Raw genomic sequence first — 19,989 nt, 5'->3', positions numbered from 1 at the left:
ATGACTTCATTCTCCCCCCTCCCCGCGACCCTGATCGAACCGATTGTGCGCGTTGCGCTCCTCGAAGACCTGGGCAGATCCGGCGACCTGACCACCGATGCGGTTATCCCGTATGATTGCACTGCCACGTTGGTGCTCAAAGCGAGGCAGGCGGGCGTCGTTGCCGGGCTCGATCTGGTCTCGTATGCCTTCCTTCTCGTGGAACCGGCGATCAACATCCAGATCTGGCGCCCTGATGGCAGCGAGGTTGGGGCCGGGGAAACCATTGCAAGATTGTCCGGACCCGCACGAGGCCTGCTCACGGCCGAACGCACGGCCCTCAATTTCTTATGCCGGCTGAGCGGCATTGCCACTGCCACAGCGGCCATGGTTGAGGCCGTGCGCGGTCACAAGGCGAGGATTGTATCGACGCGAAAGACGACGCCCGGGCTGCGGGCATTGGAGAAATACGCCGTGCGCGTCGGCGGCGGTGCCAATCACCGGTTCGGCCTCGATGACGGCGTGCTCATAAAGGACAACCACATCGCGATCGCCGGCGATATCCGCACAGCAATAGAGCGGGCGCGCGCCGCAGCAGGGCATATGGTGAAGGTCGAGGTCGAGGTCGACACGCTGAAGCAGCTCGATGCAGCGCTCGCGATTGGTGTTGACGCGGTGCTGCTCGACAATATGTCGGTCGAGGATCTTGCCCGCGCGGTTTCTATAGTGGATGGCCGTACGATCACCGAGGCGTCCGGTCGGGTGATGCCGAAAACGGCGGCGGCGATTGCGGCGACCGGTGTCGATCTCATCTCCATGGGTTGGCTGACGCACAGCGCCCCGATCCTCGACATCGGCCTGGACATGCCGGACCACCAGAACATCTGCAAGCACTTGAACTGAGGATTACGGCGTGAGGAGCAACATCAGCTCGGCAGGCGTAGGAGGTGCTGGAAAGACGTGCCGCAGCTCGCCTTTAGCGAGTGCGCCCCAAAGCCAAGAAGGCGTACCGGACTAGCAAACAAAGGTTTGACGATGACGATTGGAATGAACTCGGAGTTCGACGTGAACCAGACCATGCAATCGGTCGATGGAACGCCTCCGCGATGGAACCGCAAAGAGGCCGAGGCCATCTACGGCATGCCATTCAACGATCTGCTGTTCCTAGCTCAGACGATCCACCGCCAGAACTTCGATCGAAACCGAGTGCAGCTGTCGCGGCTCCTTAGCATCAAGACCGGCGGGTGCCCCGAAGATTGCGGCTATTGCAGCCAGTCTGCGCATTACGAAACCGGTGTGAAGGCGTCGAAGCTGGTGGACGTCAAGCATGTCATCGACGAAGCGGCCATGGCGCGTGATGGCGGCGCAACGCGCTATTGCATGGGCGCGGCGTGGCGAAGTCCCAAGGAGCGCGACATGGAGGTTGTGGTCGCCATGATTGAGGGCGTCAAGGCCCTCGGCATGGAGACCTGCATGACGCTCGGCATGCTCGATCTTGAGCAAGCTGCTCGCCTGAAGCAGGCCGGTCTCGACTACTATAACCACAACATCGATACCTCTGAGCGCTACTATGGCGAGGTTATTTCAACCAGGACTTTTGCCGACCGGCTGGAAACGCTTGGGCACGTGCGCGCGGTTGGGATGAAAGTCTGCTGCGGCGGCATTGTCGGGATGGGAGAAGAAAAGACCGATCGCATCGACATGCTGGTCACGCTCGCGAACCTGCCCGAGCCGCCGGAAAGCGTGCCGATCAACATGCTTATTCCCATCGAAGGCACGCCGCTTGCCGCGGCCGACGCCATCGATCCGATCGATTTCGTCCGCATCGTTGCGCTCGCGCGGGTGATGATGCCGAAATCCTATGTAAGGCTGTCCGCCGGCAGGACGGCGATGAGCGACGAAACGCAGGCGCTGTGCTTCTTTGCCGGGGCCAATTCGATCTTTGTCGGCGACACGCTGCTGACGGCGGGAAATCCCGGCGAGGACAAGGATACCCTTCTGTTCCGGCGCCTCGGCATTGAGCCTATGGAACTCGCCACGCAATGAAGGAGGCAATTCTTGCCCGCTATGACGCAACCTTGCGGGGACTGGGGCGCAAGGACCGGTTGCGGACGCTCGCACCGCGCGCCGGGCTCGACTTCTCGTCGAACGACTATATCGGACTTGCCGCCTCCAAAAGACTGGGCGATGCGGTTTCGACGGCGATTGCGCGGGGCACGCCAGTGGGCGCCACCGGATCGCGGCTGTTGCGCGGCAATGCACCGGAACATGAGCAACTGGAGGCGGACGCAGCGGCATTTTTCGGAGCCGAGCGTGCACTGTTCTTCGGCAGCGGCTATATCGCCAACTTCGCTCTGCTGACGGCCCTGCCGCAGAAAGGCGACCTGCTGGTCCTCGACGAGCTCGCTCATGCCAGCATGCATGAGGGTGCCCAGGCCGGGCGCGCTGAGTTCAAGCTGGCCGCGCACAACGACGTCGACGCTGTCGAGGACGCAATCACCCGCTGGCGCGCCGAAGGCGGCATGGGGCGGGTGTGGATCGCCTTCGAAAGCCTTTACAGCATGGATGGCGACCGTGCGCCGATGGAGAGCCTGGTCGCGCTGGCTGATCGGTACCAGGCATTCATCGTCGTCGATGAAGCGCATGCCACCGGCGTCTGGGGACCGGACGGCCGGGGACTGGCCGCCGCGTATGAAGGCCGCGACAACATCGTCACGCTCCACACATGCGGCAAGGCGCTTGGCGCATCCGGCGCGCTCGTTACCGGACCGCGAACACTGTGCGACTATCTTATCAACCGGTGCCGGCCATTCATCTATGCGACCGCACCATCGCCGCTGATGGCAGTCGCGGCACGTGAGGCGCTGACTATTCTGTCTGACGAGCCTATGCGTCGTGCTCAGTTGCACGAGCGTGTCGCTTTCGCGAGCCGGCAATTGGCCGAACGCTGCGGCGTGATGCCCAGCGGTTCGCAGATCCAGCCGCTTGTGATCGGCGATAACAGCCGCACCATGGCGGTGGCGGCAGGACTGCAGGCACGCGGCTTCGACATACGCGGCATTCGCCCGCCGACAGTGCCTGAGGGTACGTCGCGCCTGCGCATTTCGCTGACTCTCAACGTCGACGAAGCCGACATTTCCGCCATGGTCGAGGCTCTCGTCGGAGTGTTGGCCACAGCATGACCAAACGCATCGTCGTCACCGGAACAGACACTGGAATTGGCAAGACAGTGTTTTCGGCCGGACTTGCCGGGCTGCTCGACGGCTTCTACTGGAAGCCGGTGCAATCGGGCCTCAACGAGGAGACCGACAGCGAGGTCGTCGCCCGGCTTTCCGGCTTGCCCGACGGACGCGTGCTGCCCGAAGTCTATCGACTGACGATGCCGCTGTCGCCGCATCGATCAGCCGAAATCGACGGCGTCGCGATCGAGGCCGACGATCTTTCATTTCCGGTCCTGCCGACACCGCTCGTCATCGAAGGCGCCGGCGGGCTGATGGTGCCGCTCAATCGACAGACAAGGTTCATTGACATATTCGAACAATGGCGGCTGCCGGTCATACTGTGCGCCCGCACCGCGCTTGGCACCATCAATCATACGCTGTTGTCGATCGAGGCCCTGAGAGCCCGCTCCATCCCGCTCATCGGCATTGCCTTCATTGGCGAAGAGGTGGCCGATACACAAAGGACAATCGTGGAATTCGGCGGCGTGCCGCAGCTGGGCAGGCTGCCGCACCTCGGTCCGCTGACGGGTGAAACGTTGAGAGATGCAATGATTTCCGGCTTCGACCTGGCCATGATTGCCGGAGGCGACTGATGGCGGAGTCTCGAGTCTGGCATCCGTTCACGCAGCACGCGCTAGAGCCCTCGGTCCCTGAAATCGTGCTGACTGAAGGCGCCTATCTCCACAAGGCCGACGGCTTCCGCATCCTCGATGCGATTTCTTCCTGGTGGGTCGTCACCCATGGCCATCGCCACCCCCGCATCATGAAGGCCATCGAGACGACCGCGTCGAGCCTCGACCAGATCATCTTCGCGGGCTTCACCCACGAGCCGGCCGAACGGCTGGCCGAGGCGCTTATCGGCATCGCACCCGCCGGCCTCGACCGGGTGTTCTATTCCGACAGTGGCTCCACCTCAGTCGAAGTCGCGCTGAAGATGGCGCTCGGCTATTTCCGCAACATCGGCGCGCCGCGTTCGCGCATCGCCGTCATGGAGCACAGCTATCATGGCGACACGATCGGGGCGATGAGCGTCGGCGCCCGCGGCGTCTTCAACGCCGCCTATGATCCTTTGCTGTTCGAGGTCGACGCCATCCCCTTCCCGGCCGCCGGGCGCGAGCAGGAAACGCTGGATCGGTTCGAGGCCGTTAGCCGCGACCGGCGCGCAGCCGCGCTGATCGTCGAGCCGCTGGTGCTTGGCGCCGGCGGCATGCTGATGTATCCGGCCTGGGTTCTTGCCGAATTGAAGAGGATCGCCGAAGCCTCCGGCACGCTGCTGATCGCCGATGAAGTGATGACCGGCTGGGGGCGCACCGGAACCATGTTTGCCTGCGAACAGGCGTCCGTCTCGCCCGACATCTTGTGCACCTCGAAAGGTCTGACCGGTGGTACCATCCCGCTGGCCGCCACGATCGCCACCGATGCCATCTTCCACGCTCACTTTTCGGAGGATCGCAAGAAGACGTTTTTCCATTCGAGCTCCTACACCGCCAATCCGATCGCCTGCGCGGCAGCACTTGCCAATGTCGAGATCTGGCGTGACGAGCCGGTGGCCGAGCGGATCGCGGTCTTGAGCGCGAGGCAGGCCGCCGGGCTGCAACGCTTCCGGGTCAATCCATATTTCACCGACTGCCGGACAACCGGCACCATCGCGGCACTCGACCTACGCACCGGCTCAGCCGGTTATCTGGCCGAGATCGGGCCAAAACTGCGCGCTTTTTTCCTTGAGCGGGGGCTACTTGTGCGCCCGCTCGGCAATGTCCTCTATCTTCTACCGCCCTATTGCATCACCAGCGACGAATTGGGCGGGCTCTATGACGCGATAGAGGAGGCCGGCGAACGCTTCGGCTCGCGGCCATGAACCTATCGTCGCGCGTTCTCGGCTTCGGCCATCATGCGCCGGCGCGCAAGGTCGAGAACCCGGAAATCGAAGACCGGCTCGGGCTTGAGCCCGGCTGGATCGAGCGGCGCACCGGAATTCGCTCGCGCTTCTGGGCAACAGACGAAGACACGCTGTCGGGCCTTGCCGCCTCTGCCGGCGACATGGCGCTGACCAATGCCGGTATCGACCGCGGCGACGTCGGTCTACTCTTGCTCGCCACGTCGACGCCCGATCACCTTCTGCCGCCAAGCGCGCCGCTGGTCGCACATCGGCTGGGGCTAGGCCGCGCCGGAGCGATCGACCTGACCGGCGCCTGCGCCGGCTTCATCTATGCGCTGATGTTCGCCGACGGGTTCACCCGCCTGCACGGCAAAGCGAGCCTTGTCATCGCCGCCAACATCCTCAGCCACCGCATCAATTTGGCCGAGCGCGCCAGCGCCGTGCTGTTTGCCGATGCCGCCGGCGCCATGGTGATCAGTCCTTGCGATGACCCGGATCGAGGCATTCTCGGCGCTTCGGTGGATTCCGACGGCTCGCGCTACGGGCTAATCCAGATTCCCGCCGGGGGAAGCAACACTCCGTTCCATGCCGACCTCGACCTCGCGCAGACACGGATGACGATCACTGACGGCCGTGAAGTATTCAGCAAGGCCGTGGAGATGATGACCGCCTGCTCGAGAGATGCGCTCACTGCTGCCCGACTGAGGCCGCAAGACCTCGATCGTTTCGTGCCGCATCAGGCCAATGCGCGCATTTTCGACGCGGTCGGCAGGAACCTCGGCATCGCTGATCACTCGATCGTCAAGACGATCGCCGAATATGGCAACTCTTCCGCCGCGACGATCCCGCTCTCATTGTCGCTGGCCCATCGGGCGCAGCCGTTTCGGCCTGGCGAGAAAGTCCTCTTGGCGGCAGCGGGTGCGGGTCTCAGCGGCGGCGCGCTTGTGGTGGGAATTTAGCAAAGCAATGCTTGCGCACAGGACTGCTCATGAATGAGACTATGAGAATGGCTCAATACGTAAATAGTCGCCGGCAAGCTCCATAGAGCTGGGTTCCGTGCGGTGCTCCGCGATGTCTAAGTATCGACCCGCTTGCTCAAATCGCAGCGCTCATCGAAGGCCAGCAATACCTCATGCAGAGCGAAAATCCTCAACCGCCCGTTTCAAAGACGCTCGCCCCATTTCGAAACAAGGTGTTTCGCTCAATTTGGGCGGCCACCCAGATTTCCAGCCTCGGTTGGCTAGTGCAAACGGTCGCCATCAGTTGGCTTATGGCAACGATTTCAGCGTCCGACCTCATGGTGGCACTCGTCCAGGCCGCATCCACATTGCCGGTGTTCTTCCTCTCAGTTTTCGCCGGAGCCATTGCCGACAACTTCAGCCGCCGGTGGGTGATGTTTGCGGGACACTGCCTGATAGCATCGGCGTCGACGACGCTGATGATTTCTGTGGGTCTGGGATTTGTCAGTCCTTGGCTGATTCTCGGGTTAGGTTTCCTGGCCGGCTGCGGCTTTGCCTTGAATGATCCGGCTTGGCACGCTTCGGTCGGCGATATCCTTCACAAACGCGACATTCCGGCCGCAGTGACGCTTATGTCCGTCGGATACAACATTGTGCGCAGCGTTGGTCCGGCCTTGGGGGGCGTGATCCTGGCCGTCTTTGGGCCGCTGGCCGCTTTCGCCTTGGCTGCGGTGAGTGATCTGGCGCCCATAAGCGCGATATGGCGCACCAAATGGGAGGTCCGCTCTTCGCCTCTCCCTCGTGAGAGAATGACGACGGCAATTCATGACGGAGTGCGCTTTACTGCGATGTCTTTGGAGATCAGGGCAGCGACCGCCCGAGCCGCTCTTTTCGGATTGGCAAGCATCTCCATTCTGGCGTTGCTCCCCCTCGTCGTCCGGGATCAGTTGAAGAGTGGGCCAATTGTCTACGGTATCTTATTGGCCGGCTTCGGCATGGGTGCTTTCATCGCGGGCATGGGCAACGGCTTCTTGAGGAAGGTCACGTCTCAAAACAGGCTGGTGGCCTTCGCCTCTGTGGCTTGTGCAGTCTGTTGCCTCTCCCTTGCCCTTACATCGTCGATTCCTGTGGCGGCCATTTCGCTGGCGCTCGGCGGAGCGGGTTGGCTTATCACCTGGACGGGCATTGACGTGTCGGTGCAGTTGGCAAGCCCAAGGTGGGTTGTAGGCCGCACGCTCTCCATTTACTACGCCTTGAGCGCAGGCGGTATGGCTGCTGGCAGCTGGATCTGGGGTTCTGTCGCGCAAAACTATTCCTTGACCTTAGCATTGGAGGGCGCCGCAGGCGCTCTGTTGCTGGTTGCAGCAGCGGGGATCGTGTTGCCGGTCCGTCCCTGGGAAGAAACCGATCAAGAAAGTTCAGTTTTTCATCCGCCGGACGTGGCTCTCGATCTGAAACCCAGAAGTGGCCCTATCGTGGCCAAGGTCGAGTATTTGATATCGGAGGAAAATATCGAGGCCTTTCTGGGCTCCATGCGCACGCGGCGACACGTCCAGAGCCGTGCCGGTGCACGAAACTGGACGCTCCAGCGAAATCTGCAAACACCGTCACTTTGGACGGAGACATTCCGCACCCCCACCTGGATGGACTTTCTCCGCCTAAATCATCGACTCACCGCAGCAGATAAGGAAGTCGCCCAGCATCTCCTGTCACTGCATGAAGGAGAGGTGCCTCCGCAGACAGTGCTTTCGATTGAACGGACGACCGAGGCAATTCGTACCCGTACCTCGACAATCTTTTCTCGTCCTCCAAGATGACGCCATCAAGCTGCTGTCCAGGGACAGGGTGGATCACCGGTGCTTTGCAGAGCACAGCCTCACACCGAGAGCAGCGTGCTCCGGGTTGTGCGCTTTCGCGCGCACCCAGGCGAGATGATGGTGAACGCGGCGTCAAGTGGAAGTCCCCTGCATACGCTTGCGGAGTCTTCTGCGAGAGCCCATGCCGACGAGCGCCAAACAAGGTTTGATGCCTTTCGGCGTCGTGGCCTCAACTCATCGATTCGCGAGAAAAGCATCGAATGCAGCAGCAACGGCGCGAACAACAAAGCGGTGCTCCGGCCGCACGCGGATGAAGCCGTTTTCGACGTCCAGGATCCCCTCCTCAGCCAGCGTCACCAAACTCTCAACTGAATCGAGAAAACGAGCTGGTTCGATTTCGTGGGCGGCACAGATGGTCGGCACGTCGGCCTCCAAATCGCACATCAGTCGCTCGATGATCGCTGCGCGCACCCGGTCATCGTCGGTCAGACGGTGACCCTTTGATGTCGCCAGACGTCCACTTGCGATGTGCCGGGCGTAAGAATCCCGTGTTACTTCGTTCTGAACATACCCCTCGCGGACTCGGCCAATAGCCGACGCGCCTAAGCCGATCACGTTTTGCAAGTATCGGCCGAGTATCCCAGCGAATTACGCCGTAGGCGCGCCCGGTCTTCTGCGCTAGCGCGAGTTCGTCGTCCGGCGGAGCGAAATGATCGAGCCCGATCTCCCGGTAGCCAGCGCCAACCAGTGTCTCGGCGACAGCTGCAGCCTGTTCGGCGCGAAGATCGCCGTCCGGTAGACCTGCCTGCTCGATAGGCGCTGGTTCTTTATCACGGAAGGAATATGCGCGTATCCGAACACCGCAAGCCGGTTGGGGCGCATGGCGACCGCAGCCATCGCGGTCTGGATGCAGGACTGCACAGTCTGTTTCGGTAGACCGAAGATGAGGTCGAAGTTGATATGGCCAACGCCATGCCGGCGGAGATTTTGGACTGCAGCGGCCGTCTGCACCTTACTCTGGATCCGATTGATCGCCTTTGCACATCGGGATCAAAGCTCTGCACGCCGATGCTCGCGCGGTTGACACCGTTAGCTGCCAAGGCTTCGGCCATTTCCGGTGTGAACGTTCGGGGATCGATCTCCACGGTGATCGCAGCAGTTTTGCTGAAAGCGAAGTGGCGGCGTAGAAATTCCATCAGCGCCAAGTGCTCGGCTGGCCCGATAAGGTGAGGCGTTCCGCGCCGAAATGCACATCGCTCACCGGCAGCCCTTGCCGCACTTGCTCCGACACCAAACTGATCTCCTGACGCAGCACCGCTAAATAATTAAGGATCGGGCCGTTGCGACGGATGACCGCGGTAGGGAAGCCGCAATACCAGCACATGGATCGGCAAAACGGAATGTGGAAATAGAGCGACACCGATTCGTCGGCCGGGAGGCCCCCCAGCCATTCCTCATAATCGTCAGCACCAACTGCCGCAGAGAAGTCTGGCACAGTCGGATAGATGGTATACCAAGGCGGCCGGGGGTCCCGGTACTTTGTCAGGATTGAGGTGTGCAAGGAGCTGTCATCCCACGTCGCTGATCCATCATTCTTTCGTTGCGCGCTCGTCCTGGTCTCTGACCTAAGTCAGTGCGTCCCGCTTATGTCGCAGTCTCGTTTGGACAGGATGGGGTCAACCACGCCGGGGAGCGCGCGTGCCATGGTTGCGCCTGAGGTGATGGTGCGGTGCCGCATTCAACGTCTGAGTAGTACGTGACGCCAGTGCAGTGTGCTTGAGGCGTCTGCGGAAGAACTTTGCAATGCGAAATTCATGTCCGACGCAACGGACCTGTCAAGCCTCGTTCAGACGCCATCCAGGTCCAGCCAGCGGCCTTCCCTGCCGGCCGAAAAACCATACCGGCTTTAGCCACCGAGACGCTCTAAAGCTGACGTCGGCTCATTTGATGAAAGGAGGACGCCGCTAGGGGGTGCACAAGGTTCCCCGGCTTGACGTCGCTTCGAGCGAAGAGCGGCGGTGTGGCTTGTCGTCAAGCGCCGGGCAGCGTGCCCCCTACCGATATCCCGAAAAGATCGACCAAGATGGCCATGCCGACGCCACACGCGGTCTGGATGAGGCCGACCATGAAAATGCGATTGGCGCGTTCGTAGATGGGGCGCCGCAAGGAACTCATGTCGAGCAGCATGGACAGCGCTCTCATCTGCAGTGCGATGCCGAGCAGGATCGGCACTACGGCGAACAGATCGTAGAGTTGCCATGGCAAGGGGTTCGCGGCCCAATGAGTGAGGAAGCCGAGCGAAAAGGCAAGCAGGATACCCACGGCAGTGATTGTGCCGTTGCGGAAAATGGTCTCGATCGGTTCTTCCTTCGGATCGTGCTCGTCCAAGCGGCTTCCTTTCGTTGCTCTTTCCGTCGAGACTAAGTTCTCGAGAATGCTGTTCATCGCCAATTACTCGAGGCGAGCCGTAGGCAGCCGTTTCAGGGTGCGCTCCCTCTCGCTTCCGGCCGCGCAATGTACCTGCACGGCGAACTTACAGCGGCGAAAAGGTGCTGCGGCCACCATGCGACGCCTCGGACGCGCACGCCCTCTGTTCCTGGCGCAGCCCTTGCGGAGCGTACGCGCAGTGATCCTTCTCGGTAGCGCATGGCGCGGCCTCCGTTGCGGTCAGACGGGAAGCCGTCGCTGTTAAACGAGACTGTCACATATCGAACATGGCGAACCGTGTCGCACATTGCTTTTCGCAGTGACCCTCAAAAAAAGTGATTCCAGCGAGACGAAGGCGCGTCGGCCCGATTTTGGTGTCGGCCGCATTTACGCTTCAGGTTGGCATGTCGCTTGCTGCTCTATTTCGGAGAGCTGCAGCGGTCCGACCGGAGTGTTTCACATGTAAACGATAATGAATCTCCTAACAGAAAACACTATTATAAGTACATGTGGCTTTTACGCTGGCTCACCTCTCGTGTCAAGCGCTTTGGCGTCCACATATTGGAGACAACACGCACAAAATTTAGAGGAAAAGCTTGCTCTTTCGCCTCTATCCTTTTTATTCCTTCATGGAGATCTAGACATGTACATCAAGAGTCCTCTTCTCGGCTTAACTGCTCTGATGACCGTTTCCGTCGGTCGAGCAGCTGGCGCCGAGCGGGAACCGGCCGAGTACATCAAGATCTGCGACGTCCTCGGCTCGGGATATTCCTATATTCCCAACACCGAGACCTGCCTGCGCATCGGCGGCTATGTCCGTTACGATATCGGCCTGGGTGACGTCCGATCGTATGACAGCGCAAGAACCTCGGACGTGAGAACTGGCGAGGACCAAGGCACTTGGCGAAACAGCACACGCTTCACGTTCAAAACTTGGACCGGCCAGCAGACCGAGCTCGGCGCGTTGACGACCTATACCGAAACCCACGTGAATTTTGGCAACAGCGCTAACTCGCATGACAGTCCTCAGAACTATGATTTCAACAGCGGCCTCGCACTGGCTTCTGCCTGGGTCGAGCTGGGAGGCCTGCGAGTTGGCAAGGAGGGGTCGGCCTTCGATACGTTTGTAAGCTACGCTGGCGACGTTCTCGATAGTATGCTCGTTCCGTCGGCCGGCTTCGACACCAACGTGGCTCAGTACCACTTCGACGCCGGCAACGGCATTTCGACTGTGATTTCGCTCGAACAAGGATCGGGCTCAGCCGGTACTATCGACAGCTATATTCCGCACGTTGTCGCCGGCTTGAAATACACGCAAGGCTGGGGCTCGATCACCGGCGTCGCGGCTTATGACAGCAATTACGAAGCTTTTGCCGGCAAGATCCGCGTCGACGTCGCTGTCACAAACCAGCTGTCGCTGTTTGGACTCTTCGGCTACGGTTCCAATGCCAGTCTCAACGAGGACTCAAACGGCGCAATTGCCAATCATGGGCGCGGCTCGTACAAAATCTGGAACGGCCAGTGGGCTTTCTGGGCGGGCGCCACCTACGAGTTTGACGAGAAAACTTCGTTCAACCTTCAGGTCTCGGGTGATCAGCTCAAGGATGCTGGTGTGGCTGCAAACGTCGCCTACATGGTCGTTCCCGGCTTCACGGTCACAGCCGAGGTCGATTACGACCACTACGGCAACTCTGGCCTCGGCCCTGCCGAGCCTACCGCCGTCAAGGGCACGAGCAAGCCGAACAGCGTCGGCGGCATTCTCCGCTTACAAGGCTCATTTTGAAATCTCTCCAGTCGCGAGCATGGCAAAGGCACTTGCCTCGACAACGCACGCATGGAGAGCTTCGTTCGCCATCTTGAAGTCTGCATCGACCGTCCACGGCCCATCGTACCAACTAGAAACTGAAAGTTATGAGCCCTGTGTACTACACCTAGCCCTTGACCTGCCCGATGAACCGGCCAGGGGCCGTCAGTTCAAATTCGGGGCCGCTTAGAGGGCAGTGTGAGGCCGTGTTAGGTAAGCGCCACTGCAATGTCGAGGCCGCGACACGCCTGTCGCTTTGGACGGCTGGAATTGCCCTTCGCGGCGCCATTCATTCTCTCAACATTTACGTGATAATGCACGCTGAGTCCGAGCCGCGTGGCAGCACCCATCCTAGGTCACTATCGGGGGGCCTTAAACCTGAACAGCTCCATCGTCGCGGCTGCTGCGGAAGCAGGAGCTATCACTGGGACCCGTACTGGTGCTTGTCAGCCGCTGAGCCGCTACTTCGTCTTAGGAAGAGCATTGTCCTTGCCAAAAGCCGGCCAGTATTTCGAGATTGCCAGTGTGGCGCCGGCTGAAGAGAAATGACCATAGTCGAAATATAAAAACTCTCCTCTATCGGAATAGGCGCAGCGTCCTGCGCTGCACAGGAATTTCAGCGGATCGATGAATGTGGCGCCTTTGGTAAATGAGCGCACACGTTCGTTGATGTCGGGGTCCATCGCGATCGGCCAGGACGTATCGTCCAGATTTTGGCGCTTGGCGAAGAACGCAATTTTCCGGACGTCAGTTGGGAACTGCGGAGACTGGCCGATGACAAACACGCGCACGCCCAGGGCACGAAGCGTAGCGATTGTTTGCTGAAGACCGTCGAAACCTCTGACCTCATAGTCACTCCATCTACCGCTGAGGATAACCGTCTTGATGTCCGCTTCCAAGATGACGTCCAAGGCCTTGCGATTGAACCGGACACAATCAAGACGATCGTAAGGGTAGTAATAGAGTATCGGCGCGCAGCTGGCGTACGTATATTCAACGATGTTCGCCTGCAATCGATTTATGTTAGCACCCAAGCCGGAAACATAGTGCGCGGCGAAGGAGTCGCCCCACAAAAAAACCGTTGTTGGAAAACCGCTGGTGCGCGTGCAATCCTCCATATTCCAGCTTTCGATCCGGCTGGTGCCCTCGTTGAAACAGATGCCATTCCTCCAGTCCCCGACGGAAATGCGCCGCTGGACATAGTCCGGAAACCGTTGCGGAAAGCCATTGCCGAGCGCCCCCGCCGCTCCGCCGGCACAAAGGACAACGATCGCGAGCGCTGAAAAGGCGAAGATAGGCCCCGGGGAGGTGAAGGCCCTCTTCTGTCGAAACGGCTGCTCTACAAACTTCCAGGAGAATGCAGCCAATGCGAGGCTTGCCACCAACATCGCACCGGTCATCAACGGATCGAGTTTTTGGAACGAAAGATAGTGCGCGAACGCATTGAGAGGCCAGTGAACAAGATACAACGAATACGAGATGAGCCCAATCCAGACCAGCGGCCGGACTTCGAGCATGCGGGTGGCGACCGTCGAGGGGGTATTTTGGCCAACATAGATCAGAAGGGCCGTTCCGATGCATGGATACAAGGCGTTGTAGCCTGGGAACGGATCACTCGCCGAAATCGCGAAGAACCCGATGGCGAGAAGGCCAAATCCGGCCACCCCCACCGACTCCATCAGGAATCGGTTGCCCAGCGGCGAGGGGCATTTGAGCATGAGCAGGGCGCCCAACATGAGTTCCCAGATTCGGGTCGGCAGCAGATAGAATCCGGCGGTGGGTGCCAGCGATGTCGCCATCACCGCCACTACGAAGCTGCAGAGAATTATCGGAAGAAGTGTCGTCAGCCAGCGCTTCCCGATGTAGCGATAGATTAGGAACATCAGGATTGGTGCGAAGATGTAGTACTGCTCCGCTACGGAAAGCGGCCAAGTGTGCAACAGTGGTAGAAGCGCGGCATCGATAGAGAAGTAACTTGACGTTTTCCAGAAGAAAACGTTCGACCAGAAGGTCGAGGTAGCTATGATGCTAAGACTGAATCCGCGCAGATCCGGTGGCAGAAGAATGAACAATGCTGCAATGCAGGTGAGAAGCATCACAAAGACGAGCGCCGGCAGAATGCGCCGGGCACGGCGCCAGTAGAAGTTGACGATGGAAAATTGGCCGCGTTCAAGGTCATCCAGGAGGCTTCCGCTGGTTAGGTAGCCGGAGATGACGAAGAAGATATCGACCCCGCTAAAGCCACCCGGGATCGCCGAAATTCCGAAATGAAAGAGTACGACCGGAAGTACAGCAACGGCCCTAAGGCCCTCGATATAGCGCCTATATTGCATCCAGCGGTTCCTTTTATTTTAGATCAGGACGCGATTGGAAGCTTTCAATCTCCGGTAGGAGTGCTGCCGAGATAAGGGCGGTATCAGCCACCTTTATCCGTCCCGAATGTTCTGTAAGTTGCAACTGGTACAGAAGCACGATCGCCATCGCCGGCCTTGACGGCCTGATTGTCGAGCAGATCGCGCGGATCGTTGACCATCACGGCCAGGTTATGTCCTGTCGAACAACCAAGCGGCTGTTTGAAGGATTCTTCATTGGGTAAGGCACCATATGAGGGACAGACCGGCGGACGGGCGTGATAGACAATCGCCTCAATTCGCACTGAGCCGGCGTCGTGTTGATCGCGCAATTGAATGTTGTCTTCTTCGATTGCCAACTGCCTGGCCTGATGGGCTACCCCTGCGCTGAGCTGGGGCGAACCGCTGATGAGGAGGTGGATGGCATCGAACCGGCCGCGACTGGCCTTGTCTAGGAAAACACGCAAACGCTGCCGTTCGGAAGCGCGCAGGCTTTGCAACGTCAGGACGGTGGTCTCCTCTCGGACAAGCATTGGTGCCGATGGTTCGACATCAACTGGCGTAGTGCTTGTGCAGCCACTTACGCTTGGTGCCAGAGCGACAAAGAGGATTATAAAACGCAACATCTTTGGATGACACTATTCGATGATGAAGCCGAGACCGCCCTGGGCGCTTGGCGCGCCCGCACGGATAGCAGCGCGGTCTCGCGGGGGACTTGTCACGGAATTCGTCGGAGCGCCCCCTCCGTTCAAAGCCGGTGCCGCCCGCTCGGTCGGTGCGCTCATCTGGTTTGGGTTGGAGCCTGGTCTTACAATGTAAGGCGTAACTAGAATGACCAGTTCTGACTCCTCTTTTTGAAACGAGGTCGAGCGAAAAAGCGGTCCCAGGATCGGCAGTTCTCCGAGCCAGGGAAAGGCCCTGACATCATTGTTGACGTTCCGCCTGATTAGACCGCCGATTGCGAAGCTCTGGCCGCTGGCGAGTTCGACGACCGTATCGGCTCGGCGCGTGGAAACTGCCGGCACGGAAATTCCGTTGATTTGCACGGCACCTTGCGTCGACAGTTCACTGACTTCGGGCGTTACGTGAATGTTGATTTGATTGTTGCTGAGAACTGTCGGCACAAATTCCAGACTGACGCCGAAGTGACGGAATTCAACCGATACCTGCCTGTTTTCCTGCAGGACAGGAATGGGAAATTCGCCGCCCGCGAGAAAGCTGGCCTTTTCACCCGACATAGCGGTGAGGTTCGGCTCAGCCAGGACGGAAGCTATATGCTCCTTGGCGAGCGCGTCGAGAACCGCGCTGACGTTGACGGCACCGTTGTCGAATCCGATTTCTGCTGTACCGCCACCCTGGGTTGAACCAGACCCAGCGCTTGCAGCGCTTCCGCTTAGAACGCCCACTTTGAAATTGCCGATTTGACCGAAGGCGGACAAGTTGACGCCGAGTGACTTCATGGCGCTGCGTGAGACTTCGGCTACGCGCACGCTGAGGTTAACTTGCAGGGATCCAGCGACCTTGATGTTGTTGACGACTTGCGCTCCGTCGCCCAGATATTGCTCAGTGACTCTTTTTGCGGTGTCGGCGACCTCTGCGTCGGGCGCCGTCCCGCTAAGGATTGCGCCGCGCGGCGTATAGTTGACGCGGATGGGATAGTCGCCGACCTGCTCCCGCAACATGGCGCGTAAATCCCCGATCGGTTGCGTGACAACGATACGCAATTCGGCGAGAGGCTCGCCATTGCCATCCAAGGCGAATAGGCTGGTCCGCCCCGATTTCTTGCCAAAGACGAAGATTGTTTTGCTCGATGGCGCCTGAAAATCCGCGATCGTGGGGTCAGCAACAAAGATGGTCGTGGCTGGCGCGGGCAGATGAACGGTCTCCCCGAGCGAAGAGGAAAGGGTCAGCGTGGCGTTGATGCTATTCGAAGCCGCATGCGGCGGGCCTTTGTCCTGCTTGTTTTGCGCCGCGACACCAAGTGGGAAAGTCACAATAAGCGCGCAGAGGAGATGGCCCAGGTAACGGGGAACTGCAGGTCTTGTAACCTTGTTGGCGATCGCCCGCCAATTGAGCGCATGGCAAGGATGTTGAAGGATCAGCAAAATAGATCTTCTTTCGATTCGACAAACTATGCGGACGAGGCGTCAGTCAATTCTAGGATGTAACCAATGCCTCGGATGGTCTTGATCCGTGGCGTTGCACCTGATCTGGTCAGATGTCCCCGTAAACGATAAATTCCGACTTCAAGCGCGTTGGCAGACACGTCGTCGTTGAATGAATAGAGGTGATCTTCCAATTGCGCACGGGGCACGATGCGGCCTGCCCGGTTAAGCAGGTGCTCTAGAATACAGAGTTCGCGACGTGCGATCATCATTGGGTGCCCATCAACGAAAACCTGGCGGGCGACCGGATCAAAGTCGAGATTGCCAAATACGAGCCTCAGGTCGGTCATCTGTGTCGCCCGGCGCAGAATGGCTCTCATTCTGGCAATAAGCTCATCGGTAGAGATGGGTTTGAGCAGAAAGTCGTCCGCACCACCGTTGAAGATCGCAATTCGCTTATCGAGATCGTTAAGGCTGCTCATAATGACGGCAGGAACTGAATGCCCGTGGGTCCTCAACTGCCTCAGCCAACCCAAGCCATCGCCATCTGGCAGAGCCAATTCCAGCAGGAGAATTTCATAGCTGGCGCAAGAAAATGCACTCGAAGCCAGTTCCAGAGTACCAACGACATCAACGACGAAGCCGCCATCCCCGAGCGCAAGTCGCATGGCGCGCGCAAGATCCGCATGATGATCCACGAGCAGCGTTCGCATTTCATCTCCTCTCGAAGAGGGACGGCCCATCGAACGCGTCACCGGCGGCCATCTGATCGGAGCACACGGCGCGCAACTCGTCGCAGCTCTCGGAACTGGTCCGAGTCGGAGGGACATGCAAGTCGCTCGGTGGCAATAGGCGCGGGTGAGGACCAACTGACGGGCTCAAATACGCCGGTCGGCGAACCCACGAGGCCAGCAACCCGCGTGCGATTTCTCGTTGCATCATCTCTCCTACGTGCAGCCCCTGCGCTCGCAAGGCAGCGTCGCGGCTCAGAGCCCGATTCCCACAGAGGGTAGGGTTAGCTTTCGAGAAACTGATTGAACAAATCGATTATTTGGATCGAATGCATCCACGGTATGGATGCAGCGCACCATCTTCAACGACTGCGGCGTCCTGATGCACTGTTGTGTCTGTCGTGCTCTGCTTTTTTCGCTGTCCTTCAAGGCTGGCGAGCCTGGTGGAACCTGCGCGTCATTGGCTTGGTAGCTTGAATGCTCAACAACGGAGCGCCCTGCGCAAAGCCGCTCTCATTTCCAAAAAGCCTTGCAATCTGGTTGGAGCACTTCGCGCTCGACACCAAAATAGGCGAGGAAAACTGACGTCTGACAGGGATGTACATGCAACAGCCGATTTGCGGCACCAGCAAACGACCGCGTTCAGGCTGAAGATCGACGACCAACGGCTCCTCGATTTCCGCACCGACCGCTTTTACAAGCTCTTCCTGTGCGGGCGGATGCCGGCAAACAGCAGCACAGGGTCAGCGAAACCGGGAGCGGGCCTGCTTGATCGCCATGATCACATTGCCGCTGTCGCGCGTGCGGAGCGGAATGCAATCGGTCCAGCCGGCGGCAATCCGGTCAGCACCATCGTCTGCACGAAGCTCCCTGACGAAGACGTGCCCGAATGCGCTCAACAAAGCCGGGCGGCGGATCTTTCCAATCGCCGAAGGTGCGGGCTGGCACCGAGCGGCGAACTGCGAACTCATTCCTGCCCGGCGGCGCTGGCCGCCGCGAGCGTCGATGCGGACCCAGCCGCTCCGAATCCTCCCACAACACGATGAGCGCGTCGCGGACATCGCTGCCGTAACAGCGGCTGCGGCTCTTGCCCGCAGACGGCCTCTGCTCACGACGGTTCATAAGACGGATCGCGCGCTTGCGAATAATAGCCGGTTACCGCCTCGAACTCATCCAGAATGCGCCGCTTGTCAACGCCGCAATAAAGCTCCACGATCGCCGCTTCACCGTGTCGCCATGCTGAGCCGCGCCATCCTTCCCCCGAACCGGAATGGCACGACCTGTCCATCCCCTTTGGAACAGGACACTATTGGTAACATTTTGCTTGAGGCAATGCGGCTCGTTGCCTTCCTTTTCGCTGACCGGAAGGGTACCGGAAGTCGTCTATCGCATTTTACCCGCTGAAAGCGGCAACACCTCGACCTCAATCGCAGATCATAGGAAATAGACGATCGCGTCGGGGCCTCAGCATCGGTTCACCGGGTTTCCGTCATCGACTGAAGCGAATTGCCCCATCGACCGTCACCGGGTGGGCCGCGATACGTCGCCGTGTATGATTAGCGAGCGCACGTAGCGGAGCCATAGCTCTCCACCCAGCCATGTTCCCCTAGTTGGAAAATGTCCGGCGGACCAGAGGTGCTGTCGTCAGCTTTTCCTGAATAGCGGCCAAGGCAATCCCTACCAGTCCATCACCACCTTGCCGGAACTGCCGCTCTTCATCGCATCGAAACCGATCTGAAAATCGTCGATGCCGATGCGGTGGGTGATCAGGCCGGAGACATCCAGCGGACCCTGCACAAGCGCGATCATCTTGTACCAGGTTTCGAACATCTCGCGGCCGTAGATGCCTTTGAGATGCAGCATCTTGAAGATGACCTTGTTCCAGTCGATCTCGAAGCCGGTCGGCGCGATGCCCAGAATGGCGATCTTGCCGCCATTGTTCATGGTGTCGATCATGTCGCGGAAAGCGGGGGCGGCGCCTGACATTTCGAGCCCGACGTCGAACCCCTCGGTCATGCCGAGCACCGGCATGACGTCGCGCAGCTTCTCCTTCGAGGCGTCGACGACATGCTGGACGCCGAGTTTCTTGGCTAGCGCCAGCCGCACCGGGTTGATGTCAGTGATGACCACTTTGCGCGCGCCGACGCATTGGGCGACGAGCGCGCCCATGATGCCGATCGGCCCGGCGCCAGTCACCAGCACGTCCTCGCCGACCAGATCGAAGGACAATGCGGTGTGGACGGCATTGCCCAAGGGATCGAAGATCGCGGCAATCTCATCGGGCACATCGTCGGGGATCGGCACGACATTGTGCTGCGGGATCGCCAGATACTCGCCGAAGGCGCCTGGACGGTTGACGCCGACGCCGAGTGTGTTGCGGCACAGATGCCCTCGCCCGGCGCGACAGTTGCGGCAATGGCCGCAGACGATGTGGCCTTCGCCCAATACACGCTGGCCGACCTTGTATTCGGTGACCGCTGCGCCGAAATCGGCAACGGTGCCGACGAATTCATGGCCCGTCACCATCGGCACCGGCACCGTCTTCTGCGCCCACTGGTCCCAATTGTAGATGTGCACGTCGGTGCCGCAGATCGCCGTCTTCTTGATCTTGATCAGCACGTCGTTGGGGCCGATTTCCGGCACCGGCACCTCTTCCATCCAGATGCCCGGTTCGGCCTTGGCCTTCACAAGCGCCTTCATCATGTTCGACATCAGG

14 protein-coding genes and 2 pseudogenes are annotated in these 19,989 nt (G+C 59.6%); 8 read left to right on the top strand and 8 right to left on the bottom strand.

From position 1 onward, the window contains the following. The 7 genes from nadC to EN824_RS19380 all read left to right on the top strand — a co-directional run bounded on the left by nadC (position 1) and on the right by EN824_RS19380 (position 7,855). The gene (nadC, locus tag EN824_RS19410; protein ID WP_024505570.1) at positions 1-882 is read left to right on the top strand and encodes a carboxylating nicotinate-nucleotide diphosphorylase; all 882 of its coding nucleotides are present in this window, start codon (positions 1-3) and stop codon (positions 880-882) included. Positions 883-1,056: 174 nt separating this feature from the next. Continuing rightward, positions 1,057-2,025 carry a biotin synthase BioB gene (bioB, locus tag EN824_RS19405; protein ID WP_245454882.1) on the top strand — a complete coding sequence of 323 codons (969 nt, stop codon included), beginning with the start codon at positions 1,057-1,059 and terminating at the stop codon, positions 2,023-2,025. Further along, entirely contained in the window at positions 2,022-3,161 is a 1,140-nt protein-coding gene (locus tag EN824_RS19400; protein WP_024505572.1) for an 8-amino-7-oxononanoate synthase, read from the top strand. The genes bioB and EN824_RS19400 overlap by 4 nt, the downstream gene beginning before the upstream one ends. Next, positions 3,158-3,793, top strand: coding sequence for a dethiobiotin synthase (bioD, locus tag EN824_RS19395; RefSeq protein ID WP_063169254.1), 636 nt, complete (start codon positions 3,158-3,160; stop codon positions 3,791-3,793). The genes EN824_RS19400 and bioD overlap by 4 nt, the downstream gene beginning before the upstream one ends. Further along, positions 3,793-5,058 (top strand): adenosylmethionine--8-amino-7-oxononanoate transaminase, encoded by a 1,266-nt coding sequence (locus tag EN824_RS19390; protein ID WP_126080683.1) that lies wholly within the window; start codon positions 3,793-3,795, stop codon positions 5,056-5,058. The genes bioD and EN824_RS19390 overlap by 1 nt, the downstream gene beginning before the upstream one ends. Further along, complete coding sequence (locus EN824_RS19385) at positions 5,055-6,038, top strand: beta-ketoacyl-ACP synthase III (RefSeq protein ID WP_126063924.1); 984 nt, start codon at positions 5,055-5,057, stop codon at positions 6,036-6,038. Before EN824_RS19390 ends, EN824_RS19385 begins: the two co-directional genes overlap by 4 nt. 173 nt (positions 6,039-6,211) lie before the next feature. Continuing rightward, positions 6,212-7,855: an MFS transporter gene (locus EN824_RS19380; protein ID WP_126063923.1), complete on the top strand. Its 1,644-nt coding sequence runs from the start codon at positions 6,212-6,214 to the stop codon at positions 7,853-7,855. Positions 7,856-8,089: 234 nt separating this feature from the next. Here EN824_RS19380 and hemN read toward each other — a convergent pair. Beyond that, positions 8,090-9,416 (bottom strand): annotated as a pseudogene (gene hemN, locus EN824_RS19375) (oxygen-independent coproporphyrinogen III oxidase). A gap of 470 nt (positions 9,417-9,886) precedes the next feature. Then, positions 9,887-10,243, bottom strand: coding sequence for a hypothetical protein (locus tag EN824_RS19370; protein ID WP_024505577.1), 357 nt, complete (start codon positions 10,241-10,243; stop codon positions 9,887-9,889). A gap of 682 nt (positions 10,244-10,925) precedes the next feature. Here EN824_RS19370 and EN824_RS19365 point away from each other — a divergent pair. Continuing rightward, positions 10,926-12,065 (top strand): porin, encoded by a 1,140-nt coding sequence (locus EN824_RS19365; protein ID WP_126063922.1) that lies wholly within the window; start codon positions 10,926-10,928, stop codon positions 12,063-12,065. A gap of 482 nt (positions 12,066-12,547) precedes the next feature. On the opposite strand, the gene EN824_RS19360 is transcribed toward EN824_RS19365, so the two are convergent. The 6 genes and pseudogenes from EN824_RS19360 to tdh all read right to left on the bottom strand — a co-directional run bounded on the left by EN824_RS19360 (position 12,548) and on the right by tdh (position 19,985). Next, positions 12,548-14,419, bottom strand: coding sequence for an acyltransferase family protein (locus EN824_RS19360; RefSeq protein ID WP_126080682.1), 1,872 nt, complete (start codon positions 14,417-14,419; stop codon positions 12,548-12,550). 83 nt (positions 14,420-14,502) lie between these two features. Continuing rightward, positions 14,503-15,063, bottom strand: a complete 561-nt coding sequence (locus EN824_RS19355; protein ID WP_063169261.1) for a CpaD family pilus assembly lipoprotein — start codon at positions 15,061-15,063, stop codon at positions 14,503-14,505. 12 nt (positions 15,064-15,075) lie between these two features. After that, positions 15,076-16,497: a type II and III secretion system protein family protein gene (locus EN824_RS19350; protein WP_050580548.1), complete on the bottom strand. Its 1,422-nt coding sequence runs from the start codon at positions 16,495-16,497 to the stop codon at positions 15,076-15,078. 71 nt (positions 16,498-16,568) lie between these two features. Next, complete coding sequence (locus EN824_RS19345; RefSeq protein WP_024505585.1) at positions 16,569-17,255, bottom strand: response regulator transcription factor; 687 nt, start codon at positions 17,253-17,255, stop codon at positions 16,569-16,571. Between the two features lie 812 nt (positions 17,256-18,067). Next, positions 18,068-18,236: pseudogene (locus EN824_RS36070) on the bottom strand (transposase); the annotation flags it as partial. Between the two features lie 714 nt (positions 18,237-18,950). After that, positions 18,951-19,985, bottom strand: coding sequence for an L-threonine 3-dehydrogenase (gene tdh / locus EN824_RS19335; RefSeq protein ID WP_126063920.1), 1,035 nt, complete (start codon positions 19,983-19,985; stop codon positions 18,951-18,953). Positions 19,986-19,989 lie beyond the last annotated feature (4 nt).

This window comes from Mesorhizobium sp. M8A.F.Ca.ET.181.01.1.1, from assembly GCF_004792025.1.
GTDB lineage: Bacteria > Pseudomonadota > Alphaproteobacteria > Rhizobiales > Rhizobiaceae > Mesorhizobium.
The sequence above is the reverse complement of the archived record's forward strand: the minus strand, read 5'-3'. Positions and strand labels throughout refer to the sequence as shown.